Here is a 23,946-nt window from a genome sequence, read left to right on the forward strand (position 1 = left end):
TGTGAACAATGTGATGCGGGACGCGGCCGCCGCCGTGGACGTGGACGTGATGGTGGTCGGGGCCGGGCAGGCGGGGTTGTCCAGCGCGTACCACCTGGCCCGGGCGGGGATCGACCACGTGGTCCTGGACCACGCGCCCCGTCCGGGCGGGGCCTGGCAGTTCCGCTGGCCCTCGCTCACCTACGGCCGGGTCCACGGGATGCACGCGCTGCCCGGCATGGAGCTGACCGGCGCCGACCCGCTGCGGCCCTCCTCCGAGGTGATCGGGGAGTACTTCGCCGCCTACGAGGACCGCTTCGGCCTGCGCGTACGGCGGCCCGTGGACGTCTCGGCGGTCCGCGCCGGCGCCGACGGGCGGCTCCTGGTCGAGTCCTCGGCCGGCACCTGGTCCGCCCGGGCCCTGATCAACGCCACCGGAACCTGGGACCGGCCGTTCTGGCCGCGCTACCAGGGGCAGGAGACGTTCCGCGGCCGGCAGCTGCACACCGCGAACTACCCGGGCCCCCAGGAGTTCGCCGGAGCACGGGTGATCGTCGTGGGCGGCGGCACCTCGGCGGTGCAACACCTGTTGGAGACGGCGCAGGTGGCAGCGGAGACCACCTGGGTGACCAGGCGGCCCCCGGTCTTCCGCGACGGGAGCTTCGGCGAGGCCGAAGGCCGGGCCGCGGTCGCCCTGGTGGACGAGCGCGTCCGCCGGGGACTGCCGCCGCAGAGCGTGGTCAGCGTGACGGGGCTCCCGCTGAACGCGGCCGTACGGGCCGGACTCGACTCGGGGGTGCTGGAGCGCCGGCCCATGTTCGACCGGATCACCCGCACGGGCGCCGCCTGGGCCGACGGCAGCCGGGTGGAGGCGGACGTCATCCTGTGGGCGACCGGCTTCCGCGCGGCCGTCGACCACCTGGCCCCGCTGCGCCTGCGCGAGCCGGGCGGCGGCATCCGGGTCGAGGGGACCAGGGCCGTGCGCGACGAGCGGATCCACCTCGTCGGCTACGGCCCGTCGGCGTCGACCATCGGCGCCCATCGCGCGGGCAGGGCCGCGGTCCGCGAGATCCGTCGGCTGCTGACCGGGCCGACGGGCCTTGACGGCGCCGGCGGCTCCTCGAGGGGGACCTCCCGGGCCGGGGTGTCCGCCTCGCACGCGTCGGGGGTCGCGTACACGTAGCCGGTTCCGTCCGCCCGTCGGCCCTCATTTCCCGGCAGCGGCCCCCTGGGTCGGGCGGGAGCCCGCGCGGGCGCGGATCCGGTTGAAGTCCGCCACGTGCTTCTTGTGCTCCTCGTACGTCGCCGAGTAGCGGGTGTCCCCCGGTTTCACGGTGACGAAGAACAGCCAGTCACCGGGTGTCGGCGCGACCGCGGCCGTCATGGCCTCCAGTCCGGGGCTGTCGATCGGCGTGGGCGGCAGTCCCTGGCGTTCGTAGCTGTTGAAGGGGCTGTCGATCCGGGTGTCGCTGAGGGTGGTGTCCACGGTGCTGCGGTTCAGCGCGTAGTTGATGGTGGAGTCCATCTGGAGCGGCATCGACTTCGCCAGCCGGTTGTGCACCACCCGCGCGACCTTGCCCATGTCGGCGCGGCTGCCGGCCTCCGCCTCGATGATGCTGGCCAGGGTGGCGGTCTGGTAGGGGGTCATCCCGTGGGCCCTGCCGCCGTCCGCGACGGCCCGGGTGGCGAGCTTCTCGTTCGCCGTCCGCACCATGGCGGCGAGCAGCATGCCCGGGGTGGTCGTCGAGGTCAGCGGGTAGGCGGCCGGGAAGAGGTAGCCCTCCGGGTTGCCCTTCGCCTCGGCGGGCAGCGCCAGGTCCGCGGTGGCCACGGCCGCCTTGGCGGAACCGGGCCGCAGCTTCAGCTCGCGGTCGATCGCCGCGTACACCTGGGACGCCCGCCAGCCTTCGGGGATCAACAACTGCCGTGGCTTCTCGGGGGCTTCACCACCCCTCAGCAGCGGGACCAGGGTGACCGCCCCGATCACGAGCAGCGTGCCGAAGAAGAGCGCCAGCCGGCCCCGGCGAGTGAGCCGGGAACGGCGCTGTGGCGGCCGGTACTCATGACGCATGCGGGAACGCTAACCCGCACATCGCCCTAAGTCCGGCATCCAGTCCGTGCGCCGGTCATACGGTCACACATTCACCGGAGCCAGCTCGGCTTCCGGCGCCGACTCCGGCGGCAGCGCGGCGTCCCGGTCCCGGCGGACCAGGGCGGCGTACCGGCCGTCCGCCTTCAGCAGTTCCTCGTGGGTGCCGCGCTCGACTATGCGCCCCCCGTCCAGGACCACGATCTGGTCGGCGTCGCGGACCGTGGACAGGCGGTGCGCGATGGTGATGGTGGTGCGGCCCTGGGAGAGGTTGTCGATGGCCCGCTGGACGGCGTGCTCGGTGCGGGTGTCGAGGGCACTGGTGGCCTCGTCCAGGATCAGCACGGGCGGGTCCCGCAGGATGGTGCGGGCGATCGCGAGGCGCTGCTTCTCGCCACCGGAGAAGCGGTAGCCGCGCTCGCCCACCAGGGTCTCGTACCCGTCGGGCAGGGACTCGATGTGGTCGTGGATCTGGGCGGCCCGGGCCGCCTCGGTGATCTCCTCGTCCGTCGCGTCCGGCTTCGCGAAGCGCAGGTTGTCCGCGACCGAGGCGTGGAACAGGTAGGTCTCCTGCGAGACCACGCCGATCGACCGGGCCAGCGAGTCGAAGTCGAGGTCGCGCACGTCCACCCCGTCGAGGGCGACCCGTCCGCCGGTGACGTCGTAGAGCCGGGGCACGAGGTAGCTGAGCGTGCTCTTGCCGGAGCCGGTCGGGCCGACCACGGCGAGCGAGCCGCCTGCCGGGACGGTGATGTCGATTCCCGTGAGGGTCGGGCCGCTCTTCGCGTCGTACGCGAAGTGCACGTCCTCCAGCCGGACCTCGCCCTCGGCCCGGTCCAGGCGTACCGGGTCGGCGCGCTCGGTGATGTCCACCGGCAGGTCGAGGTACTCGAAGATGCGGGAGAACAGGGCGAGCGAGGTCTGGATCTGCACGCCGGTCGACAGCAGGCTGACGGCGGGCCGGAACAGGCCCTGCTGGAGGGTCACGAAGGCGACGAGGGTGCCGACGGAGAGCGAGGGGGCGCCCGTCTGGAGGGCCATGCCGGCGGCCCAGTAGATGAGCGCGGGCATGGCGGCCATGACGATGCCGATGGTGGACATCCGCCAGCGCCCGGCCATGCTGGAGCGCACTTCGAGGCTGACGAGCTTCTCCGACTCCTCGGAGAACGCGGCGGTGAGGGACTCGGAACGGCCCATCGTGCGGCCCAGCAGGATCCCGCTCACCGACAGCGACTCGGTGACGGTCGCGGCCATGGCGGCCATCTGCTTCTGCCGCCGGGTGGTGATCTTCTTGCGCTCGCGGCCGACCCGCCGGCTGATCCACACGAAGACCGGGAGCAGGAGCAGCGAGACGAGGGTGAGCCGCCAGTCGAGGGCGAGCATGGCGACGACGGAGGCGACGACCGCCGTCAGGTTGGAGACGAGGGAGGTCGCGGTGGAGGTGACGGTGGCCTGCATGCCGCCGATGTCGTTGGCTATGCGGGACTGCACCTCGCCGGTGCGGGTCCGGGTGAAGAAGGCCAGCGGCATCCGCTGGAGCTGCGCGTAGACGGCGGTGCGCAGGTCGTGCATGACGCGCTGGCCCACCGTGGTGGAGATCAGGGTCTGGAGCACGCCGAAGACGCTGGTGACGACGGCGGTGAGGATCATGCCGAGCGCGAGCAGGCTGAGCAGCCCGGTGCGGCCCTGCGGGATCGCGACGTCGAGGATCTCCTTGAGCAGGAACGGCGAGGCGACGCCGACCAGCGAGGAGGCGCCGACCAGCAGGCCGACGACGGCGAGGCGGCCGCGGTACGGGCGGAAGAGTCCGACGATCCGGCCGAGCTCGCGCGGCTGCTCCGCCGGGGCGGGACGGCTCGGGTCGAGGGCTTCCTTCGATGGGGTCCACTTCGGTTCGTCGTGACGCATGGGCACCCTCTCGGGGTCGGAGGTCAAGGCCATTGGAGCATAGGTCATTGTTACCTATACTCACAATGAACGGCATCCTGTTATTGTTCCCGCATGAGCTCCGCCTCCGACACCGATCGCCTCCTCGCCGAACAGCTGCTCCGCCTGACGCGCAGGCTCCACCGGATCCAGAAGCGCCACATGGAACCGCTCGGGATCACTCCCGCCCAGAGTCGGCTCCTGCGCCTGGTCTCGCACTACGAGGGCGATCCGGCACCCCGAATGGCGGATCTCGCGGCCCGCCTGGAGGTGGTGCCCCGCGCCGTGACCACCCTGGTGGACGGCCTGGAGGCGGCCGACTGCGTGCGGCGGGCGCCCGACCCCGCGAACCGCAGGGTCATCCGGATCGAGCTCACCGACACCGGCCGCGCCACGCTGCGCCGTCTGCGCAACGCGCGAACCGACGCGGCAGAGGAGATCCTGGCTCCATTGACCGCCGATCAGCGCGAGGTGCTCGGCGGTCTGCTGAACGCCCTGTCGGACGCCCCGGCGGAGCGCAGCTGCTGACGACGAGGCCGGCCACAACTGCGCGGGCCGCGAGTGAGGCGAGGGGTCGCACATGCCGCTGCTGGAGCCGAAGCCGGGGGCCCTGCGCCCGCGCAGTGTCAGCGGCCCCGCCCACGACCGGCTGCCGGACCACCGGGCCGCCGGCACCCCGGAACCGCTGCGCACCGAACTGACCGAACTGCTGGGCGCCGAGAAGGTCCTGTGGAAGGTCTCCGACCTGGTCCGCTACGCCTCCGACGCCTCCCCCTACCGCTTCGTCCCCCAGGTCGTGGTGGTCGCCGAGGACATCGACGACGTCTCCGCCGTCCTCTCCTACGCCCGCGGCCGGCAGCGCGAGGTCGTCTTCCGCGCCGCCGGCACCTCGCTCAACGGCCAGGCCCAGGGCGAGGACATCCTGGTCGACGTACGCCGCCACTGGGCCGGCGTCGAGGTGCTGGAAGGCGGTCGGCGCGCCCGGATCCGGCCCGGCACCACCGTTCTGCGGGCCAATGCCGCCCTCGCCCGGTACGGCCGCGTCCTCGGCCCCGATCCGGCCAGCGCCCTCGCCTGCACCCTCGGCGGCGTCGTCGCCAACAACGCCTCGGGCATGACGGCGGGCACCACCAGGAACTCGTACCGCACGCTCTCCTCGCTCACCCTCGTCCTCCCGGGCGGCACCGTCGTCGACACGGCGGACCCGCTGGCCGACGAGGAGCTGGCGCGCGCCGAGCCCGCCCTGTGCCACGGGCTGATGGAGATCAAGAAGGAGATCGAGGCCGACGCGGAACTGGTGGCCCGGATCCGCGCCAAGTACGAGATCAAGAACACCACGGGCTACCGGCTGGACGCCTATCTGGACGGCACCACCCCCGTGGAGATCCTGCGCGGGCTGGCGGTCGGCTCGGAGGGCACCCTCGGCTTCATCTCCGAGCTCGTCTTCGACACCCTCCCCCTGGACCGCGAACTCTGCTCGGCCCTGCTGTTCTTCCCCTCGCTCCCCGCCGCGGCCGCGGCCGTGCCCCTCTTCAACGAGGCGGGCGCCCTCGCAGTGGAGCTGATGGACGGCAACACGCTGCGCGCCTCGGTCAGCGTCGCGGGCGTGCCCGCCGACTGGGCGGACCTGCCCAAGGACACCACCGCCCTGCTCGTGGAGTTCCGCGCTCCGGACGAGGCCGGGCGGGACGCGTACGAGAGCCGGGCGGCGCAGCTGCTCACCGGGCTCGACCTGGTGGCGCCGGTGGCCTCGGTCACCAACGCCTTCACCCGGGACGCGCACACCATCAACGGCTACTGGAAGGCCCGCAAGGCCTTCGTCACCGCCGTGGGCGGCGCCCGCGCCCCCGGCACCACCCTGATCACCGAGGACTTCGCGGTACCGCCGCCGCGCCTCGCCGAAGCCTGTGCGGCGCTCCTCGAACTCCAGGCGCGGCACGGCTTCGACGCGGCCGTCGCCGGGCACGCCGCCCACGGCAACCTGCACTTCCTGCTCGCCTTCGACGCCGCGAACCCGGCCGACGTCGAGCGGTACGCGGCCTTCATGGACGCCTTCTGCCGGCTGACCGTGGAGCGGTTCGACGGCTCCCTGAAGGCCGAGCACTCCACCGGACGCAACATGGCGCCGTTCCTGGAACTCGAGTGGGGGCCCAAGGCGACCGAGCTGATGTGGCGCACGAAGCGCGTCGTCGACCCGGACGGGGTGCTCGCCCCGCGCATCCTCCTCGACCGCGACCCGCAGGCCCACCTGCGCGGGCTGAAGACGATCCCGCGGGTGGAGGCGGTGGCCGACCCGTGCATCGAGTGCGGGTTCTGCGAACCGACCTGCCCCAGCGAGGACCTGACGACCACTCCGCGCCAGCGGATCGTGCTGCGCCGCGAGATGATGCGCCAGCAGCCCGGCTCCAGGGTGCTCGACGGGCTCCTCGACTCCTACGGCTACGACGCCGTCGACACCTGCGCGGGCGATTCCACCTGCAAGCTCGCCTGCCCGGTGGGCATCGACACCGGCGCGCTGATGAGGGACTTCCGCCACCGCCGGCACAGCCCCCGCGAGGAGCGCGCCGCCGCCCTGGCCGCGGAGCGGTTCGGGGCGGTGGAGGCCGCCGCCCGGCTGGCCGTGGCCGCCGCCGGCCGGCTGCCGGACCGGATCGGGGACGGGCTGCTCGCCGCGGTCACGGGGGCCGCGCGCAAAGCCGTACGACCGGACCTGGTTCCGCGGTGGCTGCCGCAGATTCCCGGCGCCGCCGCACGCGGGCTCCCCGTCACCCGGCGGGCCGGCGCCTCGGCCGTGTACTACCCGTCCTGCGTCAACCGGATCTTCGGCAATCCCGACGCCCGGCCCGGCCCGTCCCTGCCGGAGGCCGTGGTCGCGGTGTCGGAGCGGGCCGGGAGGCCCGTGTGGATCCCGCGGGACGTGACCGGCACCTGCTGCGCGACGATCTGGCACTCCAAGGGCTACGAGGCGGGGAACCGGGTGATGGCCAACCGCATCGTCGAGTCGGCATGGGGCTGGACCGCGGGCGGGCGGCTGCCCCTGGTCGTCGACGCCTCCTCCTGCACGCTGGGCATCGCGCACGAGGTGGTCCCCTTCCTGACGGAGGAGAACCGGGCCCTGCACGCGGAGCTGCGGATCGTCGACTCGGTCGTCTGGGCGGCCGAGGAGCTGCTTCCGCACCTGGAGATCCGCCGCACGGTGGGCTCCGCCGTCCTCCACCCCACCTGCTCGATGCGGCACTTGGGCGACGAGGCGCAGCTGCGGGCCGTCGCCGCGGCGTGCGCCGACGAGGTGGTGGTCCCCGACGACCTGGGGTGCTGCGCCTTCGCTGGAGACCGGGGCATGCTGCACCCCGAGCTGACGGCCTCGGCGACGGCACGCGAGGCGGCCGAGGTGACGGCCCGGCCCTTCGACGCGCACCTGTCGGCGAACCGGATGTGCGAGGTGGGGATGGACCGGGCGACCGGACGCTCCTACTCCTCGGTTCTGCTCGAACTGGAGCACGCCACGCGCCCGTGAGCGCCGGTGCGCGCGCCCCACCTGACCTGCTGCTCCCGCGTCCGACGTGCCCGCAAAGCCGCGTACGGCACGCCTCCGCCGACGGAAAACCGATTGCCCGGCTCCGGTCCGGAAGGCGAACCTTGCACGGTTTGGACCACTCGAGCAGTCATGGGGCGTCATGCAGATCAGCGATCTTCCGTATGCGGATCCCGGGGTACCTGACGCTCGCTCCGGTCCCCGTTTCCTGCTGTGGCTGGGCCGGGGCCAGCTGGGCGGACAGTTCAAGAGCCTGTGCTGGGGACTGGTGCACTTCTCCGGAATCGCCGGACTCCCGTACGCGGTGGGCTCGGGCGTCGACGCGGTCGTCGACCGCGACTCCACCCGGCTGCTGCTCGTCGGCGGGCTGCTGGCGCTGCTGGGTGTCGCCATCTCGGTCGGCGACGCCATGCTGCACCGCACCGCCGTCACCAACTGGATCACCGCCGCGGCACGCGTGCAGCAGCTGCTGGCGCGCAAGACCGCCGAACTGGGCTCCGCGCTGACCCGCCGGGTCGCCGCGGGCGAGGTGGTCGCGGTCTCCACCGGGGACGTCGAGAAGATCGGCTGGTTCGTCGAGGCCGTCTCTCGCTTCCTGGCCGCGCTGTTCGCCGTCGTCCTCCTCTGCGCCGGCCTGCTGTTCTACGCACCCGACCTGGGCGTCGTCGTGGCCATCGGCGTACCGCTGGTCGCCCTGGCGGCGCTGCCGCTGCTGCCCCGCGCCACCCAACGCGCCGACATCCAGCGGGAGAAGGCGGGCAAGGCGACCGAGCTGGCCTCCGACACCGTCGCGGGCCTGCGGGTGCTGCGGGGCATCGGCGGCGAGGAACTGTTCCTCGGCCGGTACCGCGAGGCCTCCCAGGAGGTCCGCGAGGCGGCCGTGCGCAGCGCCCGGATGTGGGCGCTGATCTCCGCGATCCAGGTGCTCCTGCCGGGCGCGCTGCTGATCACGGTGGTCTGGTACGGCGCCACGCTGGTGGTGGACGGGCGCATCGCGGTGGGTGAACTCGTCGCCGCGTTCAGCGCGGTGGCGACGATGCTCTACCCGCTGCGGCACTTCGAGGAGATCGCCATGGCGTACTCCTTCTCTCGGCCCTCCGCCACGCGGGCCGCCCGGGTGCTGTCGCTGACCCGTACGGACGCCGCCGAGCGGCCGGCCGCCGCCGTCGCGCCGAAGGCTCCCGCTCCGGGCGGGGACCTGTACGACCCGGAGACCGGGCTGCTGGCCCGGGCAGGCCGGTTCACCGCCGTCGTGTGCGGGGACCCGGACCTGGCGGGACGGCTCGCGGAGCGGCTCGGCGGCCATCCCATGGACGCGGCAGCCGACGGGCCCTCGGTGCTCCTCGGCGCAGTCGCGCTGGACGAGCTCGAACTGGACACCGCGCGCAGGCTGGTCCTCGTGCAGGACAAGGATCCGGTGCTGCTGTCCGGAACCCTGCGCGAGCTGTTCGCCGTGCCGGCCCCCGGGACGGTCGAGCCAGGCGCCGCCCTGGCGGCGGCCCAGTGCGCGGACGTGCTGGACGCACTGCTCCAGTCGGCGCCGGACGGGGTCGGCGATCCGATGGACGCGCGGATCACCGAGCGCGGCCGGTCGCTGTCCGGCGGGCAGCGCCAGCGCCTGGCCCTGGCGCGGTCCCTGGTCACGGACCCGGACGTGCTGGTGCTGGACGAGCCGACCTCGGCGGTCGACTCGCACACCGAGGCACGGATCGCGGACGGGATCGCGGCGCTGCGCGCCGGGCGCACCACGGTGGTTCTGGCGTCCTCGCCGCTCCTGCTGGACCGGGCCGACCGGGTGGTCCTCGTCCACGAGGGCGCGGTGGCGGCGGCGGGTACGCACCGCGAGCTGCTGCACCGCGAACCGCTCTACCGCGCGGTGGTCACCCGCGAGACGGAGGACGAGCAGCGGATCGCCCGGGTGGACCTGGCACAACTGGACGAAGCACTCACAGAAATCGAGGAATCCGCATGATCGGCGTGGCACGGCCCGATCACGATCCGGCGGCCCCCGAGTCGGCCGCGACCCTGCCCGTGGGCACGTCGGCGACCGTACGGGGCTATGTGCGCGGCCTGTTCCGGCGCCACCGGCGGGCCTTCGTGGTGCTCGTGACGGTCAACGCGGTCGCGGTGATCGCCTCCATGGCCGGCCCGTACCTGCTGGGCCGGGTCGTGGACGATCTCGCGGCGGGGGCCCGCGAGCTCCATCTCGGGCGCGTGGCGCTGCTGTTCGCGCTGGCGCTCGCCGTGCAGACCTTCTTCGTGCGGCTGGTCCGGCTGCGCGGGGCGATGCTCGGCGAGGAGATGCTCGCGGATCTGCGCGAGGACTTCCTGGTGCGGTCGGTGGGGCTGCCGCCGGGCGTACTGGAACGGGCCGGTACCGGTGACCTGCTGTCGCGGATCACCACCGACATCGACCGGCTGGCCAACGCGATGCGCGAAGCCGTGCCGCAGCTGGCCATCGGCGTGGTGTGGGCGGGGCTGCTCTACGGGGCGCTGGCCGTGACCGCGCCGCCACTGGCGCTGGCCGCGCTGCTGGCGCTGCCGGTGCTCGTGCTCGGCTGCCGCTGGTACTTCCGGCGGGCGCCCTCGGCGTACCGCTCGGAGGCGGCCGGATACGCGGCGGTCGCGTCCGCGCTCACCGAGACGGTGGACGCGGGCCGCACGGTCGAGGCGCACCGCCTCGGGCCGGAGCGGATCGCGCTGTCGGAGCGCCGGATCAAGGAGTGGACGGCGTGGGAGCGGTACACGCTGTTCCTGCGGACGGTCCTGTTCCCGGTCGTCAACGTCACCTACATGACGATCCTCGGCTCCGTGCTGATGATCGGCGGCTACTGCGTCCTGCGGGGCTGGATGTCAGTGGGGCAGCTGACCACGGGTGCGCTGCTGGCCCAGATGATGGTCGATCCGATCGGCCTGATCCTGCGCTGGTACGACGAGCTGCAGATCGCCCAGGTGTCGCTGGCCCGGCTGGTGGGCGTGCGGGAGATCGAGCCGGACGCCGGGGACCCGAAGGGGGGGCCCGACGGCCGGGACGTACGGGCGGACGACGTGCGCTTCGGCTACCGGGAGGGCGTGGACGTACTGCACGAGGTGTCGATGTCCGTGCCGCCGGGCACCCGGATGGCGCTCGTCGGCCCCTCGGGCGCGGGCAAGTCCACACTGGGCCGGCTGCTCGCGGGCATCTACGCGCCGCGCACCGGTGAGATCACCCTCGGCGGGGCGCGGCTGTCGCAGATGCCGGCGGAGCGGGTGCGCGAGCACGTGGCGCTGGTCAACCAGGAGCACCACGTGTTCGTGGGCTCGCTGCGGGACAACCTGCGGCTGGCCAGGGCGGGCGCCGCGGACGCCGAGTTGTGGGCGGCGCTGGGCGCGGTGGACGCGGACGGCTGGGCGCGCGCCCTGGAGTCCGGTCTGGACACCGGGGTCGGTTCCGGCGGGACGGCGCTGACCCCGGCCCAGGCGCAGCAGATCGCGCTGGCCCGGCTGGTGCTGGCGGACCCGCACACGCTGGTGCTGGACGAGGCGACCTCGCTGCTGGACCCGCGGGCCGCGCGGCACCTGGAGCGGTCACTGGCCCGGGTGCTGGACGGGCGAACGGTCATCGCGATCGCCCACCGGCTGCACACCGCGCATGACGCGGACGTGATCGCGGTGGTCGAGGGCGGCCGGATCAGCGAACTCGGCTCGCACGACGAACTGGTCGCGGCCGATGGCGCGTACGCGGCCCTGTGGCGCTCCTGGCACGGGTGAGCCGCGTTCCGCGGGGGCGGTCCGGCCGCCCCCGCGGGAAGTCGTCCGCCTAGATGAAGCCGAGGGCCGAAGCTCCGCCGAAGCCGCCCAGCAGGACGAACACCGGCATGAGGAGCTTGAGCTCCACCCAGCTGCCGGCGCGGAAGCGCATCATCTTCGGCGGGCCGATCGGGTACCAGCGCTTGCCCGCTATCGGGAGGGGCCACAGGACGGGGCAGCCGGAGACCGTCAGGGCGTCGCCGATGTCGTGGACGAGGGCGCCCAGCAGGATCGGCAGGCCGAGCCAGAGGTACTCCTGGCCCGGTCCGGTGAACAGCCAGCCCGCGCCGTTGCCCGGCTGGTCGAGCACCCCGGCCAGGATCCACGCGCTGGTGGCGCCGAGCAACCAGACCAGGACGTCGCTGGACATCCGGGCGGCCCGCCACAACAGGCCCTCCACCGCCAGCACGAGGTGGACGAAGAGCAGCGCGAGCACGCCCCAGCGGTCGGCGGTCACGGCGAGCGCGGAGGCGCCGCCGCCGATCAGGACGGCCCAGAGCCAGGTGTGGGTGAGGGTGCGGTGGCCGCCGGTGCGGCGGGCGTCCTTCGGGGAGCGGGTGGCCTTGTAGACGGCGTAGGAGATCTTGTCGACCACCTCGCACAGTCCCCGGGAGAGCGGCCCGAAGGCGCGCGAGATCGTCGCCGACTTGTGGTCGAGGTCGGGGGCGAGGGCCGCTCCGGCGCAGATCAGCGCGCCGACGACGAGCACCGGCCACGGCATGGGGTGCCCGGCCGCCGCGGTCGCCGCGCCCACCCCCAGCCAGGCCGCTGCCCCCGAGAGTGAATGCGCCGGACCCATCATGGTCGTTCCCCGCCCCGGTGGTGTGGTGTCTGATGTCGTGCTCGGGCCCTGTCGACGGTTTCGCCTGGGCCGTTTCGACGGCACAGCGTACCGTCGATGATCTTCCTTCCGTCCGCCGGTTCCCTCATCCGGGGGGAAGCCAGGCAAGATGGGGGGTGTGACCCTCATTGATCAGCTCCCGCCGAACGCCGACCCCGACGCCCTCTTCGAGGCTTTCTCCTCGTGGGCGGAGGACCAGGGCATCTCCCTGTACCCGGCTCAGGAGGAGGCGCTGATCGAGGTCGTCTCCGGGGCGAACGTGATCCTTTCCACCCCGACCGGCTCGGGCAAGAGCCTGGTCGCCGCCGGCGCGCACTTCACCGCCCTGGCCCAGGACAAGGTCACCTTCTACACCGCCCCGATCAAGGCCCTGGTGTCGGAGAAGTTCTTCGACCTGTGCAAGCTCTTCGGCACCGAGAACGTCGGCATGCTGACCGGCGACGCCTCGGTGAACGCCGACGCCCCGGTGATCTGCTGCACCGCCGAGGTACTGGCCTCCATCGCCCTGCGCGACGGGAAGCACGCCGACATCGGCCAGGTCGTGATGGACGAGTTCCACTTCTATGCCGAGCCGGACCGCGGCTGGGCCTGGCAGATCCCGCTGCTGGAGCTGCCGCAGGCCCAGTTCATCCTGATGTCGGCGACCCTCGGCGACATGAAGCGGTTCGAGGAGGACCTGACCCGGCGCACCGGCCGGCCCACCACCGTGGTCCGCTCGGCGACACGGCCCGTCCCGCTGTCGTACGAGTACGTGACCACGCCGATCACCGACACGATCACCGAGCTGCTGGAGACCCGGCAGGCTCCGGTGTACATCGTGCACTTCACCCAGGCCCAGGCGGTCGAGCGGGCGCAGTCGCTCATGAGCATCAACATGTGCACCCGCGAGGAGAAGGACAAGATCCAAGAGCTGATCGGCAACTTCCGCTTCACCACCAAGTTCGGCCAGAACCTCTCCCGCTACGTCCGGCACGGCATCGGCGTGCACCACGCGGGCATGCTGCCCAAGTACCGGCGCCTGGTCGAGAAGCTCGCGCAGGCCGGCCTGCTGAAGGTGATCTGCGGAACCGACACCCTCGGCGTCGGTGTCAACGTCCCGATCCGCACGGTGCTGTTCACCGCGCTCACCAAGTACGACGGCAACCGGGTCCGCACGCTGCGCGCCCGCGAGTTCCACCAGATCGCCGGCCGCGCCGGCCGGGCCGGCTTCGACACGGCGGGCTATGTGGTCGCCCAGGCGCCCGAGCACGTCATCGAGAACGAGAAGGCGCTTGCCAAGGCGGGCGACGACCCGAAGAAGCGCCGCAAGGTGGTGCGCAAGAAGGCTCCCGAGGGCTTCGTCGCCTGGTCGGACATCACCTTCGAGAAGCTCATCGCCGCCGACCCGGAGGCACTGACCTCGCGGTTCAAGGTCACCAACATCATGCTGCTGTCGGTCATCGCCCGTCCGGGCGATGCCTTCCAGGCGATGCGCCACCTCCTCGAGGACAACCACGAGCCGCGCAAGGCACAGCTGCGGCACATCCGCCGGGCTATCGCGATCTACCGCTCGCTGCTCGACGGCGGTGTGGTCGAGAAGCTCGACACCCCGGACGCGGAGGGCCGCACCATCCGGCTCACCGTCGACCTCCAGCAGGACTTCGCGCTCAACCAGCCGCTGTCCACCTTCGCGCTCGCCTCCTTCGACCTGCTGGACCCGGAGTCCCCCTCCTACGCGCTGGACATGGTGTCCGTCGTGGAGTCCACGCTGGACGACCCGCGGCAGATCCTGGCCGCCCAGCAGAACAAGGAGCGCGGCATCGCGGTCGGCCAGATGAAGGCCGACGGGATCGAGTACGAGGAGCGGATGGAGCGGCTCCAGGACGTCACCTATCCCAAGCCGCTCGAAGAGCTGCTCTTCCACGCCTACGACGTGTACGCCAAGAGCCACCCGTGGGTGCGCGACCACCCGGTCTCTCCCAAGTCGATCATCCGCGACATGTACGAACGCGCGATGACCTTCACCGAGTTCACCTCCTTCTACGAGCTGGCCCGCACCGAGGGCATCGTGCTGCGCTACCTGGCCAGTGCGTTCAAGGCGCTGGACCACACCATCCCCGACGACCTCAAGTCGGAGGACCTCCAGGACCTGATCGAATGGCTCGGCGAGCTGGTCCGCCAGGTGGACTCCAGCCTGCTCGACGAATGGGAGCAGCTGGCTAACCCGGAGGTGGAGACGGCGGAGCAGGCCCAGGAGAAGGCCGACCAGGTCAAGCCGGTCACCGCCAACGCGCGCGCCTTCCGCGTCCTGGTCCGCAACGCCATGTTCCGCCGGGTGGAGCTGGCCGCCCTGGACCACGTCAACGTGCTGGGCGAGCTGGACGCCGAGTCCGGCTGGGACGCGGACGCCTGGGGCGAAGCCATGGACGGCTACTGGGACGAGTACGACGACCTCGGCACCGGCCCCGACGCACGCGGCCCGAAGCTGCTCCAGATCGAGGAGGACGCGGCGCACGGCCTGTGGCGCGTCCGCCAGACCTTCGCCGACCCCAACGGGGACCATGGCTGGGGCATCAGCGCCGAGGTCGACCTGGCGGCCTCCGACGAGGAGGGCCGGGCGGTCATCCGGGTCACCTCGGTCGGCGAGCTCGGAGCCCTCTGACCGCCTGCTGCACCCCGCCCGACCCGCCGGACCCCACAGTGACCAGGGAGATCCTCTGATGACGAACCCCGCCGAGAGACTCGTCGACCTGCTCGACCTGGAGCAGATCGAGGTCAACATCTTCCGCGGCGCCAGCCCGCAGGAGTCCCTCCAGCGCGTCTTCGGCGGCCAGGTCGCCGGCCAGGCCCTGGTCTCCGCGGGCCGCACCGTGGAGAGCGACCGCCCGGTGCACTCTCTGCACGCGTACTTCCTGCGCCCCGGCATCCCCGGGGTGCCGATCGTGTACCAGGTGGAGCGGGTGCGCGACGGGCGGTCCTTCACCACGCGCCGGGTCACCGCGGTCCAGCAGGGCAAGACGATCTTCAATCTCACCGCCTCCTTCCACCATCCGGAGGAGGGCAGCATCGAGCACCAGCTGCCTCCTCACCACGTCCCCCATCCGGAGACGCTCCCCAAGGTCGCGGACGAGATCCGCGAGCACCTCGGGGCGCTGCCGGAGTCGCTGGAGCGGATGGCCCGCCGCCAGCCCTTCGACATCCGGTACGTCAACCGGCTCCGTTGGACTCCCGAGGAGCTCAAGGACGCCGACCCGCGCAGCGCCGTGTGGATGCGGGCGGTCGGCCCGCTGGGCGACGACCCGCTCGTGCACACCTGCGCCCTCACCTACGCCAGCGACATGACCCTCCTCGATGCCGTGCGCATCCCGGTGGAACCCCTGTGGGGGATGCGCGGTTTCGACATGGCGAGCCTCGATCACGCCATGTGGTTCCACCGGCCGTTCCGGGCGGACGAGTGGTTCCTGTACGACCAGGAGTCCCCCATCGCGCACGGCGGCCGGGGCCTGGCCCGGGGCCGCATCTACGACCTGGAGGGCAGACTGCTGGTCTCCGTGGTGCAGGAAGGCCTCTTCCGTCCGTACCCCGCCACGCCTCCCCGGCCCGCCCAGTAGTCCGGGCGACTCCCGTAGCCCCCGACCCCCACGAGGAACCGAGCACACCCATGCCCACCCCGGCTGCCCTCCCCTGCCCCTGCGGGCTGCCCGCCCCGTACCCGGAGTGCTGCGGCCGCTTCCACTCCGGTGCCCGGCAGGCACCCACCGCGGAACGCCTGATGCGCTCCCGGTTCAGCGCCTTCGCCGTCGGAGACACCGCCTACCTGCTGCGCTCCTGGCATCCCTCGACCCGTCCGGCCCGGCTCGACCTGGACCCCGGTCAGCGCTGGGAGCGGCTGGAGATCCTCGCCACCGAGCGCGGCGGGATGTTCGAGACCGAGGGCTCGGTGGAGTTCCGGGCGCACTACCGCGAGGGCGGTCACACCGGCTCACTGCACGAGCACAGCACCTTCTCCCGCGAGGCCGGGGCCTGGGTCTACGTCGGCCCCCTCTCCCCCGTCGAGTTCGACTGACCGCGGGCCCCGGTCAGGGCGAAGTCCAGGCTGGTGCGGTACCAGTGGATCTCCTCCGGCGGCTCGGCCTTCAGCAGCCGCAGCGCCACGGCCGCGGCCGCCGGCGCCTGCGGGTGCCCGTACGGCGGGGGCGGCGCGAGGGCTGCCAGTACGATCCGCTCCGCCGGGTCGGGCACAGCCCGCCACAGCTCTTCCTCCGGAAGTACGGACGCGAGGACCGCGGCACGCTCCCAGGGATCGGCGGTCCGTCTCAGCAGCAGCCCGACGTGCCGCCCGCGCCACTTCCGCGGGCGCAGGTCCGCCCTGGCCTCCAGCAGCCGACGGTCCGCCGGCGGTGCGACCCCGCGCAGCCGCGCCGGCTCCCGCGCCGCGAACTCCCGTAGCTCCGCGGTCAGGTAGAGCCACACCACCGCCCGGTACCGGTTGATCCGGTAGCCGACCGGGGTGAGGTGCCCGCAGCGGGCGAGCCGGGTGAACCGGCTCGGTCCGACCCCCAGTACCCCGGCCGCCGCCTCCGCTCCGGCGACGGTCGCCACCCGCTCGCGCAGCGCCTGCGGCCCGTCCCCGCCCGGTCCTCCCCCGGCGGCCTTGACCCGGTCCAGCTCGGCCCGCGTGTAGCGGGCGGCGCGGCCGGCTGCCGAAGACCCGGCGCGCACGATCCCCAGCTGGACGGCGCGGGCGAACTCTCCCCGGGTCAGCCCCAGTTCCCCGGCGGCCTGTACACCGCCTACCAACACCTCGGCCTGCGCGTCCGCACGTACACCGGCACCGGCATCCGTATCCGTATCCGCCTGGGCATCGACATCGGTGCGTCGCGCCATCGTCGTCATCATCATCACGGTCTCCCCCCACGAGCGTCGATCACTCTGTGTGAAGACCGTAACTCAGCGCAACGACAGCCCGCGAGGCCTGTGGATAACTCAACCGCCCGTGACGCGCCGCTCCGCGACGCCGAGGTGCTCACCCACCCGGTTGACCAGCAGCGTCATCTCGTACGCGACCTGCCCGATGTCCGACTCCGAGGCGCTCAGCACGCACAGGCTGCTGCCCGCGCCCGCGGCCATGACGAAGAGCACCCCCTCGTCGTACTCGACCATCGTCTGCCGGACCTCCCCGGCCCTGAAGTGCCGGCCCGACCCCTTCGCCAGGCTCTGCAGTCCGGCCGCGACGGCCGCCAGGTGCTCCGCGTCCTCCCGTGCCAGCCCGGCGCTCGCGCCCGTCACCAGGCCGTCGTTGGACAGCACCACCGCATGCCGCACCTGCTGGACCCTGCGCGTCAAGTCGTCCAGCAGCCAGTCGAGCTGCTTGTCCAGTGCCATTCCGAGCCCCTCCCCGTCGACGCCGCCCACCTGGCCGCGCCGCGCCCCGCGTAGTCGTCCCGCAAGCCTTCCCCACCAGTGCCTTTCCGGCAAGGAGGATGTACTCATGGCGAAGAAGATGACTCAACAGGAGTGGCGGGCGTTCGTCTCCCACTCCACCCGCACCGGAAAGCTCTCCACCGTCCGCGAGGACGGCAGCCCCCACATCGCTCCCATCTGGTTCGTACTCGACGGCGACTCCTTCGTGTTCAACACCGGCAAGGACACCGTGAAGGGGCGCAACCTGGCCCGTGACGGCCGGGTCGCGCTGTGCGTGGACGACGACCGCCCGCCGTTCTCCTACGTCGTGCTCCAGGGGCGCGCCGAGATCAACGAGCATGGTGACGACCCCGATGCGACCCTGCACTGGGCGACGAGGATCGGCGCCCGCTACATGGGCGAGGAGCGTGCGGAGGCCTTCGGCCGCCGCAACGCCGTTCCGAGCGAACTCCTCGTCCGGGTCCCGATCGACAAGGTGATCGCCTTCGCCGGGATCTCGGACTGACCGACCGCGTGCAGCCGCACGCCGGTTCACACCGAATCGGCCTGCGGCTCCACCGAGTCCAGCAGCCTGGCGGTGTGCACCCGCCCGGCGTACTCGACCAGCCTGATCAGTACTTCCTTCCCCGAGTCCTTGTCCCGCGCGTCGCACAGCACCACCGGCGTCCCCTGGTCCAGGTCCAGCGCCCTCGACACGTCGTGGGCACCGTAACGCCGCGCGTCGGTGAAGCAGTTGACGGCCACCACGAACGGGATGCGGCGGTGCTCGAAGTAGTCCACCGCCGGGAAGCAGTCCTCCAGCCGCCGCGTGTCGGCGAGCACCACGGCGCCCAGCGCCCCTTGGGACAGCTCGTCCCAGAGGAACCAGAACCGGTCCTGGCCCGGCGTGCCGAACAGGTACAGCGACAGCCCGGACCGGATGGTGATCCGCCCGAAGTCCATGGCCACGGTCGTGGTCGTCTTCTGGTCCACCCCGCCCGTGTCGTCGACGCGTTCGCCCGCCTCGCTCAGCAACTCCTCCGTCCGCAGCGGCCTGATCTCGCTCACCGCGCCCACCAGCGTGGTCTTGCCGACCCCGAAGCCGCCCGCAACGAGGATCTTCAGCGCGAGCGCCGCCAGTTCGGTGTCGTCCCCGGGACCGGGATCCGCCGGTCCGTCGTCATGCAGTCCCATCACAGCGCTCGCAATCCCTCGATGACTTCCCGCAGAATCCGCTCGTCCGGCAGCTGCGCGGGCGGTACCGGCCTGCTGACCTTGACGTGCCCGCCCTCCAGCAGGTCGCCGAGGAGCACGCGCACCACCCCCACGGGCAGGTCGGCGTCGGCGGCGAGCTCCGCCACCGACTGGGTCTCCGACCGGCAGAGTCCGAGCAGGGCCCGGTGTTCCGGGCCGAGCAGCGACTCGGCAGCCGCGTCGGTGCCTTCCGGATCCACGACGACCAGAGCGATCAGGTCGAAGCGGACTCCGTGGGGTCCCGGCTTCGTACGCCCGCCGGTCATCGCGTACGGACGCACGAGCGGGCCCGCGTCGGCGTCGTACCACTGGCCGTTCATGTGCCGGACCGCCGCCCTCAGCCGGCGGCCGGCGGCCGCGCCGCGAACCGGGGCGGGGTGTACAGGTGCTCGCCGACCCGCTTCACCAGGCGGGCCATCTCGTAGGCGATCAGCCCGATGTCGGCCCCGGCGCCGCTCAGCACGGCCAGACAGGATCCGTCGCCGGCGGCCGCGACGAAGAGGAAGCCCTCGTCCATCTCGACCATCGTCTGGCGCACGCCCCCGGCGTGGAAGTGCCGGCCCGCGCCCTTGGCCAGGCTGTGGAAGCCGGAGGCCACGGCGGCCAGGTGCTCCGCGTCCTCCCGGCTCAGCGCGCTGGAGGCACCGACCGGCAGGCCGTCGTTGGACAGGACCACGGTGTGCCGGACCTCCCGGACCCGGAGCACCAGGTCGTCGAGCAGCCAGTCCAGTTCGCCGGACCTGCGGACGACGCCGTCGAGGCCGATCCTCTGGTGTTCGATCATCACACTTCTCCTTTGCTGCCTGCGTTGCCTTCGCGGCCCTCGTGGCCCTCGTGGCCCTCGTGGCCTTCGCGGCCTGCGTGCGGGGAGTTCTCCTCGGCGCCGCGGACCCATCCGGCCCGGTAGGCGGCCATCCGGTCCCGGGCCTGCTCCGGGCTGCGCCCCGGCGGATCCTCGGCGAGGCGCGCGCCCTCCGGGGCCTTGTGGGCGGGGGTCTCGCGCAGCTGCGGGACGAGGCTGGCCTGGCGGACCCGGCGCGGCAGTTCCGTCACCGAGGCGGCCGGGGCCGCGGCGGCGTGCGCACCGGTGACCGCGCCGCCCGGAGTGCGCGGCCGCAGCGCGGCCACGGGGGCGGGGCGGGTATCCGGGTCCCCGAGGGCGCGCGCGTCCTCCCGTACGACGGTCATCGCGGGCGGCTGGTCCGCCCTTTCGACCGCCTCCGGGGCCGGTGCCGGCGCGGCCGCCGCCATGGCTGCCGGTGCCGCGGCCCGCGCCCCGTCGGTCGCCCCCGCTCGGGGCTCCGGCTCGGGGGCGCCGGCCGTGATCGCCCCCTGGAGCATGGAGTTCGGCAGCAGCACCACGGCGGTGGTGCCCCCGTACGGTGACGTCCGCAAGTGCACCTTCACACCGTGCCGGGACGAGAGGCGGCTGACGACGAAGAGTCCGAGCCGGTCGCTGTCGAAGAGGTCGAGCGCCTCGGACTGCTCGATGCGCCGGTTGGCGTCGGCCAGGGTCTCGCGGCCCATGCCGAGCCCGCGGTCCTCGATCTCCAGGACGTAGCCGGCGCCGACCGGCTCGCCGCTGACCCGGACCTTGGTGTGCGGCGGGGAGAACTGGGCGGCGTTCTCGATGAGTTCGGCCAGCAGGTGGGTGAGGTCGGCGACGGCTCCCCCGACCACGGCGGCCTCCGCGAGCTGGCGCACCTCCACACGGGGGTAGTCCTCGATCTCGGAGACGGCGGCCCGTACGACGTTCGTGAGCGGGACCGGCATCCGCCAGGCGCGTCCGGGGGCCGCGCCGGAAAGGATGATCAGGCTCTCGGCGTGCCGGCGCATCCGGGTGGTCAGGTGGTCCAGGCGGAACAGGTCGCCGAGCTCGTTCGGGTCGTCCGCGCGCCGTTCCATCGAGTCGAGCAGGGTGAGCTGCTTGTGCACGAGGACCTGGCTGCGGCGGGCGAGGTTGACGAAGACCCCGGAGACCCCGCTGGCCAGCTCCGCCCGTTCGACGGCGGCGCTGAGCGCGGCCCGGTGGACGGTGGCCAGCGCCTCGCCGACCTGGGTGATCTCGTCGTCGGCGGGCGGCCCGGCCGGAGTCTCGGCGGCGATGTCGATCTCGTCGGCGCGGCCCGCGCGGAGCCGCTCCATGGCGTACGGGAGTTTGCGGTGGGCGATCTCCAGGGCGGTGTTGCGCAGCGAGACCAGCTCCACCACCAGGACGCGGCCGATGCGGACGGAGATGACCAGCGAGGCGGCGACGGCGGCGAGGCCCAGCAGCACGGCGGCTCCGGCCGGGCTGAGCGCCCCCTCGGCGAGCGGGTCGGCCCGGTCGGCGGCCGCGGCGTGCGCCGCCACCTCGATCTCGCGCATCGAGGCGGCGATGCCGGTGTGGGCGGCCTCCCATCCGGCGGGCACTGCGCGCACCTCCTTGGCGGTGCCCGCGGCCAGCGCCCGGTCCTCGGCGGCGGTGAGGTCGGCGTAGGCGGCGCTCTTGGCCGCGGACTGCCAGGCGGCCTGCTGGGCAGGGGGCAGGTCACGGGCGGCGGTGGCGGTCAGGGCGCGGCGGGCCTCGATGGTGCCGGTCAGCTGCCGAAGCGTTTCCGCGCTGCGCGGGCCCGGTACGGCGAGCAGCGCGTCCTCCCGGGAGAGGAGTTCCGCGGCCCGGGCGAATTCCAGCAGGACCCGGGAGTCGGGGCCGAGTTCGGCGCCGTCCCCGCCGGTCAGGGCGCCGCCCACGGCGAGGGCGGAGTCGACCACGCGGGTGTAGATCTCGTAGGCGGCTTCGGGGGTGGCGCGGCGCCCGGTGACGTCCTTGCGGGCGGACTCCAGTGCCTCGGCGTCGGCGACGAACGCCCCCAGGCGGACCACGACGTCCGAGCCGTAGTCGCCGGAGTCGGCGGCTGTGTTGCGGTCTCCGAGCCGCAGGCGCCGGACGGCGGTGTCGGTGCGGCGGGCCTGCTGGTCCAGGGCGGCCGGGTCGGCGGAGGGGTCGGCGAGGAGGCGGACGGCGGCGCGCCGTTCGGCCTGGAGTTCGGTGACGGCGGCGGCGACGGGGCTGCGTATCTCGGTGTCGACCTGCTGGACGCGGTTGAGCCGGGCGATGTCCTGGGCGGTGCTGACGGTGGCGAAGGCCCAGAGGGCGAGCAGGGAGACGACGGGGACCATCAGCAGCGAGACGATCTTCGCGCGGACGGTGGCGGGGCGCAGCCGCAGACGCCGGCCCCGGTCGTACGGTGGCGGGCCGGCCGGAGCGGCCGGGGCGGGCTGGTGGAGCGCCTGCTCCAGGTGCTCGTCGGCCGGCGGACCGGCGTGGGCCCGGCGGCCGGTCCCCGCGCCGTGGCCGCGGCCGCCCGCCGGCGCGGGGAGCCGCGGCGCCGCTGCTTCCGGTTGTCTGCGGGGTGTGCGCATGGGCTCCTCGTTCCGGGGCGGTTCCGACAGGTGCGGGTGGTTCGGCGTGCGTGCGGATGGGGGTGCGGATGGGGAGTGCGGGGTGCGCTGCGCGCAAGCGGCCGCCGCCAGCCCTACGCGCCCTGTGTTCAGTGGGCGGCCGCGGCCCGCTCCCCCAGCCTGCGGACGGAGTCGGAGGCGGCCCGCTCGTCGGCGGTCGGCGACAGCGCGACGAAGGCGGCGGTGATGAACAGGTAGGAGCCCAGCCCGACGGCGAGCGGGAAGATGAACTGCATGGCCGTGGCACCGGGCAGGGCGGCGTCCGAGGGGCTGACGCTGACGGCGACTGCGGTCATCCCCGTGTAGTGCATGCTGCTGACCGCGGCGCCCATGACGAGCGAGGCGACGGCCACGGCCACCGGCGACTTGATGTTGAGCGCGGCCCACAGGGCGGCGGTGGCCGCGACCACGGCGATGGCGACGGAGAGTCCGACGGTGAGCGGGTCGTAGGAGACGTGCCCGTGCAGGCGCAGGGCCGCCATGCCCAGGTAGTGCATGCTGGCGACGCCGAGGCCGGTGGTGAGGCCTCCCAGGACGAGGGCCCGGCCGCGGTCCTTGCCGTAGCCGACGGCGAACACTCCGGCGCCGACGACCAGCATGGCGACGATGAGGCTGAGGATGGTGAGCGGCACGTTGTAGTGGATCTCGGTGCCGGTGACGTCGAAGCCCAGCATCGCGACGAAGTGCATCGTCCAGATGCCGGTGCCGATCGCGGAGGCCGCGGTGAGGAGCCAGTTGCGGCGGGAGGCGCCCGTCGCGGCGAGCGCGCGGACGGTGCAGCGCAGCCCGAGGGCGGCGCCGATCGATGCCATCACGTATGACAGCACGGGTGTCAGCCAGCCGTAGGCGGCGTGGTCCAGGTGTCCCAGGTGTCCCATGGCCACCGGACGCTAGTCCGGGTGAGGGCGCGAACAGGGGACGCATTTCGAAAGCCGCTGTAACTGCTGGAATATGACAGAGATACGTTCGTCTTCGATCACGCCGCGCACCACCTTGCGTACCGTCCGCAGAGCCGCGCGCGCCCGCCGGTGCGGGATCATGGGCGTATGAGCGAAGACCACACGCACGTACAGGAGTTCTTCGGAGCGCGCGCCGCCGACTGGGACCGCAAGTTCCCCGGGGACGCGCCCGCCTTCGCGACCGCCGTGGCCGAGTTCGGGCTGCGGCCCGGGGACCGCGTGCTGGACGCGGGCTGCGGCACCGGGCGGGCGCTGACCCCGCTGCGCGCCGCCGTCGGGCCCGCCGGCATCGTGCTCGGGGCCGACCTCACCCCGCAGATGCTGGCCGCCGCCCAGCGGGAGGGCCGGGGCTCGCAGGGTGCACTGCTGCTCGCGGACGTGGCCCGGCTGCCGCTGCGCGACGGGGCGCTGGACGCGGTGTTCGCCTCCGGGCTCGTCGCGCACCTGCCCGACCCGCCCGCGAACCTGCGCGAACTGGCCCGGGTGGTCCGCCCCGGCGGCCGGCTCGCGCTGTTCCACCCGATCGGGCGAGCGGCCCTCGCCGCCCGCCAGGGCCGCGAACTGACCCCGGAGGACCTGCGGGCCGAGCCCAACCTCGGCCCGCTGCTGGCCCGTTCGGGCTGGGAGATGACCTCGTACTCGGACGAGGACGCCCGCTTCCTGGCGCTGGCCGTACGCCACCGGTGACCCCTGTGACACAGATGGTGTACGTCGGCACCTTGCCCGGGATGCGCGGAGGCACCCCGGA

At 73.0% G+C, this 23,946-nt stretch carries 20 protein-coding genes; 10 read left to right on the forward strand and 10 right to left on the reverse strand.

Translation table 11 applies throughout. The features are described 5' to 3' along the window. Nucleotides 1-13: 13 nt before the first annotated feature. Nucleotides 14-1,162 carry an FAD-dependent oxidoreductase gene (locus ACIPUC_RS10310; RefSeq protein ID WP_446588922.1) on the forward strand — a complete coding sequence of 383 codons (1,149 nt, stop codon included), beginning with the start codon at nucleotides 14-16 and terminating at the stop codon, nucleotides 1,160-1,162. A gap of 24 nt (nucleotides 1,163-1,186) precedes the next feature. Here ACIPUC_RS10310 and mltG read toward each other — a convergent pair whose 3' ends face one another. Continuing rightward, a complete protein-coding gene (mltG, locus tag ACIPUC_RS10315; protein ID WP_446588353.1) occupies nucleotides 1,187-2,050 on the reverse strand; it encodes an endolytic transglycosylase MltG in 864 nt (287 codons plus the stop codon). Nucleotides 2,051-2,113: 63 nt separating this feature from the next. Then, nucleotides 2,114-3,976 carry an ABC transporter ATP-binding protein gene (locus ACIPUC_RS10320; RefSeq protein ID WP_446588355.1) on the reverse strand — a complete coding sequence of 621 codons (1,863 nt, stop codon included), beginning with the start codon at nucleotides 3,974-3,976 and terminating at the stop codon, nucleotides 2,114-2,116. A 93-nt stretch (nucleotides 3,977-4,069) separates the two neighbouring features. Here ACIPUC_RS10320 and ACIPUC_RS10325 point away from each other — a divergent pair, with 93 nt between their 5' ends. The 4 genes from ACIPUC_RS10325 (at nucleotide 4,070) to ACIPUC_RS10340 (ending at nucleotide 11,279) form a co-directional block, all read left to right on the forward strand. Then, complete coding sequence (locus ACIPUC_RS10325) at nucleotides 4,070-4,522, forward strand: MarR family winged helix-turn-helix transcriptional regulator (protein WP_446588357.1); 453 nt, start codon at nucleotides 4,070-4,072, stop codon at nucleotides 4,520-4,522. A 52-nt stretch (nucleotides 4,523-4,574) separates the two neighbouring features. Beyond that, nucleotides 4,575-7,511 (forward strand): FAD-binding and (Fe-S)-binding domain-containing protein, encoded by a 2,937-nt coding sequence (locus ACIPUC_RS10330; protein WP_446588359.1) that lies wholly within the window; start codon nucleotides 4,575-4,577, stop codon nucleotides 7,509-7,511. A 160-nt stretch (nucleotides 7,512-7,671) separates the two neighbouring features. Further along, nucleotides 7,672-9,501, forward strand: coding sequence for an ABC transporter transmembrane domain-containing protein (locus ACIPUC_RS10335; protein ID WP_446588360.1), 1,830 nt, complete (start codon nucleotides 7,672-7,674; stop codon nucleotides 9,499-9,501). Further along, nucleotides 9,498-11,279: an ABC transporter ATP-binding protein gene (locus ACIPUC_RS10340; RefSeq protein WP_446588362.1), complete on the forward strand. Its 1,782-nt coding sequence runs from the start codon at nucleotides 9,498-9,500 to the stop codon at nucleotides 11,277-11,279. Before ACIPUC_RS10335 ends, ACIPUC_RS10340 begins: the two co-directional genes overlap by 4 nt. A 49-nt stretch (nucleotides 11,280-11,328) precedes the next feature. Here ACIPUC_RS10340 and ACIPUC_RS10345 read toward each other — a convergent pair whose 3' ends face one another. Next, a complete protein-coding gene (locus ACIPUC_RS10345) occupies nucleotides 11,329-12,120 on the reverse strand; it encodes a metal-dependent hydrolase (protein ID WP_446588364.1) in 792 nt (263 codons plus the stop codon). A 157-nt stretch (nucleotides 12,121-12,277) separates the two neighbouring features. Here ACIPUC_RS10345 and ACIPUC_RS10350 point away from each other — a divergent pair, with 157 nt between their 5' ends. From ACIPUC_RS10350 to ACIPUC_RS10360, 3 genes are read left to right on the forward strand one after another with little or no spacing between them, the layout of a single operon-like run. Beyond that, nucleotides 12,278-14,800, forward strand: coding sequence for a DEAD/DEAH box helicase (locus ACIPUC_RS10350; protein WP_446588366.1), 2,523 nt, complete (start codon nucleotides 12,278-12,280; stop codon nucleotides 14,798-14,800). Nucleotides 14,801-14,858: 58 nt separating this feature from the next. Beyond that, nucleotides 14,859-15,749 carry an acyl-CoA thioesterase gene (locus ACIPUC_RS10355; RefSeq protein ID WP_446588368.1) on the forward strand — a complete coding sequence of 297 codons (891 nt, stop codon included), beginning with the start codon at nucleotides 14,859-14,861 and terminating at the stop codon, nucleotides 15,747-15,749. Nucleotides 15,750-15,799: 50 nt separating this feature from the next. Then, complete coding sequence (locus ACIPUC_RS10360; protein ID WP_446588370.1) at nucleotides 15,800-16,204, forward strand: YchJ family protein; 405 nt, start codon at nucleotides 15,800-15,802, stop codon at nucleotides 16,202-16,204. Here ACIPUC_RS10360 and ACIPUC_RS10365 read toward each other — a convergent pair. Further along, complete coding sequence (locus tag ACIPUC_RS10365; protein WP_446588372.1) at nucleotides 16,168-17,025, reverse strand: DUF6397 family protein; 858 nt, start codon at nucleotides 17,023-17,025, stop codon at nucleotides 16,168-16,170. The genes ACIPUC_RS10360 and ACIPUC_RS10365 overlap by 37 nt on opposite strands. A gap of 99 nt (nucleotides 17,026-17,124) precedes the next feature. Further along, a complete protein-coding gene (locus ACIPUC_RS10370; RefSeq protein WP_446588374.1) occupies nucleotides 17,125-17,523 on the reverse strand; it encodes a roadblock/LC7 domain-containing protein in 399 nt (132 codons plus the stop codon). 106 nt (nucleotides 17,524-17,629) lie between these two features. Between ACIPUC_RS10370 and ACIPUC_RS10375 the strand changes: the two genes are divergently transcribed. Beyond that, a complete protein-coding gene (locus ACIPUC_RS10375; RefSeq protein ID WP_446588376.1) occupies nucleotides 17,630-18,067 on the forward strand; it encodes a PPOX class F420-dependent oxidoreductase in 438 nt (145 codons plus the stop codon). A gap of 26 nt (nucleotides 18,068-18,093) precedes the next feature. Here the strand turns inward: ACIPUC_RS10375 and ACIPUC_RS10380 are convergent, their stop codons facing one another. The 5 genes from ACIPUC_RS10380 to ACIPUC_RS10400 form a co-directional block, all read right to left on the reverse strand. Next, a complete protein-coding gene (locus tag ACIPUC_RS10380; RefSeq protein ID WP_446588378.1) occupies nucleotides 18,094-18,735 on the reverse strand; it encodes a GTP-binding protein in 642 nt (213 codons plus the stop codon). Beyond that, nucleotides 18,735-19,115, reverse strand: coding sequence for a DUF742 domain-containing protein (locus ACIPUC_RS10385; protein ID WP_069919003.1), 381 nt, complete (start codon nucleotides 19,113-19,115; stop codon nucleotides 18,735-18,737). The genes ACIPUC_RS10380 and ACIPUC_RS10385 overlap by 1 nt, the downstream gene beginning before the upstream one ends. Nucleotides 19,116-19,132: 17 nt before the next feature. Then, complete coding sequence (locus ACIPUC_RS10390) at nucleotides 19,133-19,579, reverse strand: roadblock/LC7 domain-containing protein (protein WP_446588380.1); 447 nt, start codon at nucleotides 19,577-19,579, stop codon at nucleotides 19,133-19,135. Then, nucleotides 19,579-22,200 (reverse strand): sensor histidine kinase, encoded by a 2,622-nt coding sequence (locus ACIPUC_RS10395; RefSeq protein ID WP_446588382.1) that lies wholly within the window; start codon nucleotides 22,198-22,200, stop codon nucleotides 19,579-19,581. Before ACIPUC_RS10395 ends, ACIPUC_RS10390 begins: the two co-directional genes overlap by 1 nt. A 128-nt stretch (nucleotides 22,201-22,328) precedes the next feature. Then, nucleotides 22,329-23,108 carry an MHYT domain-containing protein gene (locus ACIPUC_RS10400; protein WP_446588924.1) on the reverse strand — a complete coding sequence of 260 codons (780 nt, stop codon included), beginning with the start codon at nucleotides 23,106-23,108 and terminating at the stop codon, nucleotides 22,329-22,331. Nucleotides 23,109-23,285: 177 nt separating this feature from the next. On the opposite strand from ACIPUC_RS10400, the gene ACIPUC_RS10405 reads away from it, so the two are divergent. Further along, the gene (locus ACIPUC_RS10405; RefSeq protein WP_446588384.1) at nucleotides 23,286-23,885 is read left to right on the forward strand and encodes a class I SAM-dependent methyltransferase; all 600 of its coding nucleotides are present in this window, start codon (nucleotides 23,286-23,288) and stop codon (nucleotides 23,883-23,885) included. Nucleotides 23,886-23,946: the final 61 nt, after the last annotated feature.

The organism is Streptomyces sp. LARHCF249 (assembly GCF_052871255.1).

Bases quoted from the DNA above. Each gene is read 5' to 3' on its own strand.
- ACIPUC_RS10310 (WP_446588922.1), top strand. From the start codon at position 14: ATGCGGGACGCGGCCGCCGCCGTGGACGTGGACGTGATGGTGGTCGGG.
- mltG (WP_446588353.1), bottom strand. From the start codon at position 2,050: ATGCGTCATGAGTACCGGCCGCCACAGCGCCGTTCCCGGCTCACTCGC.
- ACIPUC_RS10320 (WP_446588355.1), bottom strand. From the start codon at position 3,976: ATGCGTCACGACGAACCGAAGTGGACCCCATCGAAGGAAGCCCTCGAC.
- ACIPUC_RS10325 (WP_446588357.1), top strand. From the start codon at position 4,070: ATGAGCTCCGCCTCCGACACCGATCGCCTCCTCGCCGAACAGCTGCTC.
- ACIPUC_RS10330 (WP_446588359.1), top strand. From the start codon at position 4,575: ATGCCGCTGCTGGAGCCGAAGCCGGGGGCCCTGCGCCCGCGCAGTGTC.
- ACIPUC_RS10335 (WP_446588360.1), top strand. From the start codon at position 7,672: ATGCAGATCAGCGATCTTCCGTATGCGGATCCCGGGGTACCTGACGCT.
- ACIPUC_RS10340 (WP_446588362.1), top strand. From the start codon at position 9,498: ATGATCGGCGTGGCACGGCCCGATCACGATCCGGCGGCCCCCGAGTCG.
- ACIPUC_RS10345 (WP_446588364.1), bottom strand. From the start codon at position 12,120: ATGATGGGTCCGGCGCATTCACTCTCGGGGGCAGCGGCCTGGCTGGGG.
- ACIPUC_RS10355 (WP_446588368.1), top strand. From the start codon at position 14,859: ATGACGAACCCCGCCGAGAGACTCGTCGACCTGCTCGACCTGGAGCAG.
- ACIPUC_RS10360 (WP_446588370.1), top strand. From the start codon at position 15,800: ATGCCCACCCCGGCTGCCCTCCCCTGCCCCTGCGGGCTGCCCGCCCCG.
- ACIPUC_RS10365 (WP_446588372.1), bottom strand. From the start codon at position 17,025: ATGGCGCGACGCACCGATGTCGATGCCCAGGCGGATACGGATACGGAT.
- ACIPUC_RS10370 (WP_446588374.1), bottom strand. From the start codon at position 17,523: ATGGCACTGGACAAGCAGCTCGACTGGCTGCTGGACGACTTGACGCGC.
- ACIPUC_RS10375 (WP_446588376.1), top strand. From the start codon at position 17,630: ATGGCGAAGAAGATGACTCAACAGGAGTGGCGGGCGTTCGTCTCCCAC.
- ACIPUC_RS10380 (WP_446588378.1), bottom strand. From the start codon at position 18,735: ATGGGACTGCATGACGACGGACCGGCGGATCCCGGTCCCGGGGACGAC.
- ACIPUC_RS10385 (WP_069919003.1), bottom strand. From the start codon at position 19,115: ATGAACGGCCAGTGGTACGACGCCGACGCGGGCCCGCTCGTGCGTCCG.
- ACIPUC_RS10390 (WP_446588380.1), bottom strand. From the start codon at position 19,579: ATGATCGAACACCAGAGGATCGGCCTCGACGGCGTCGTCCGCAGGTCC.
- ACIPUC_RS10395 (WP_446588382.1), bottom strand. From the start codon at position 22,200: ATGCGCACACCCCGCAGACAACCGGAAGCAGCGGCGCCGCGGCTCCCC.
- ACIPUC_RS10405 (WP_446588384.1), top strand. From the start codon at position 23,286: ATGAGCGAAGACCACACGCACGTACAGGAGTTCTTCGGAGCGCGCGCC.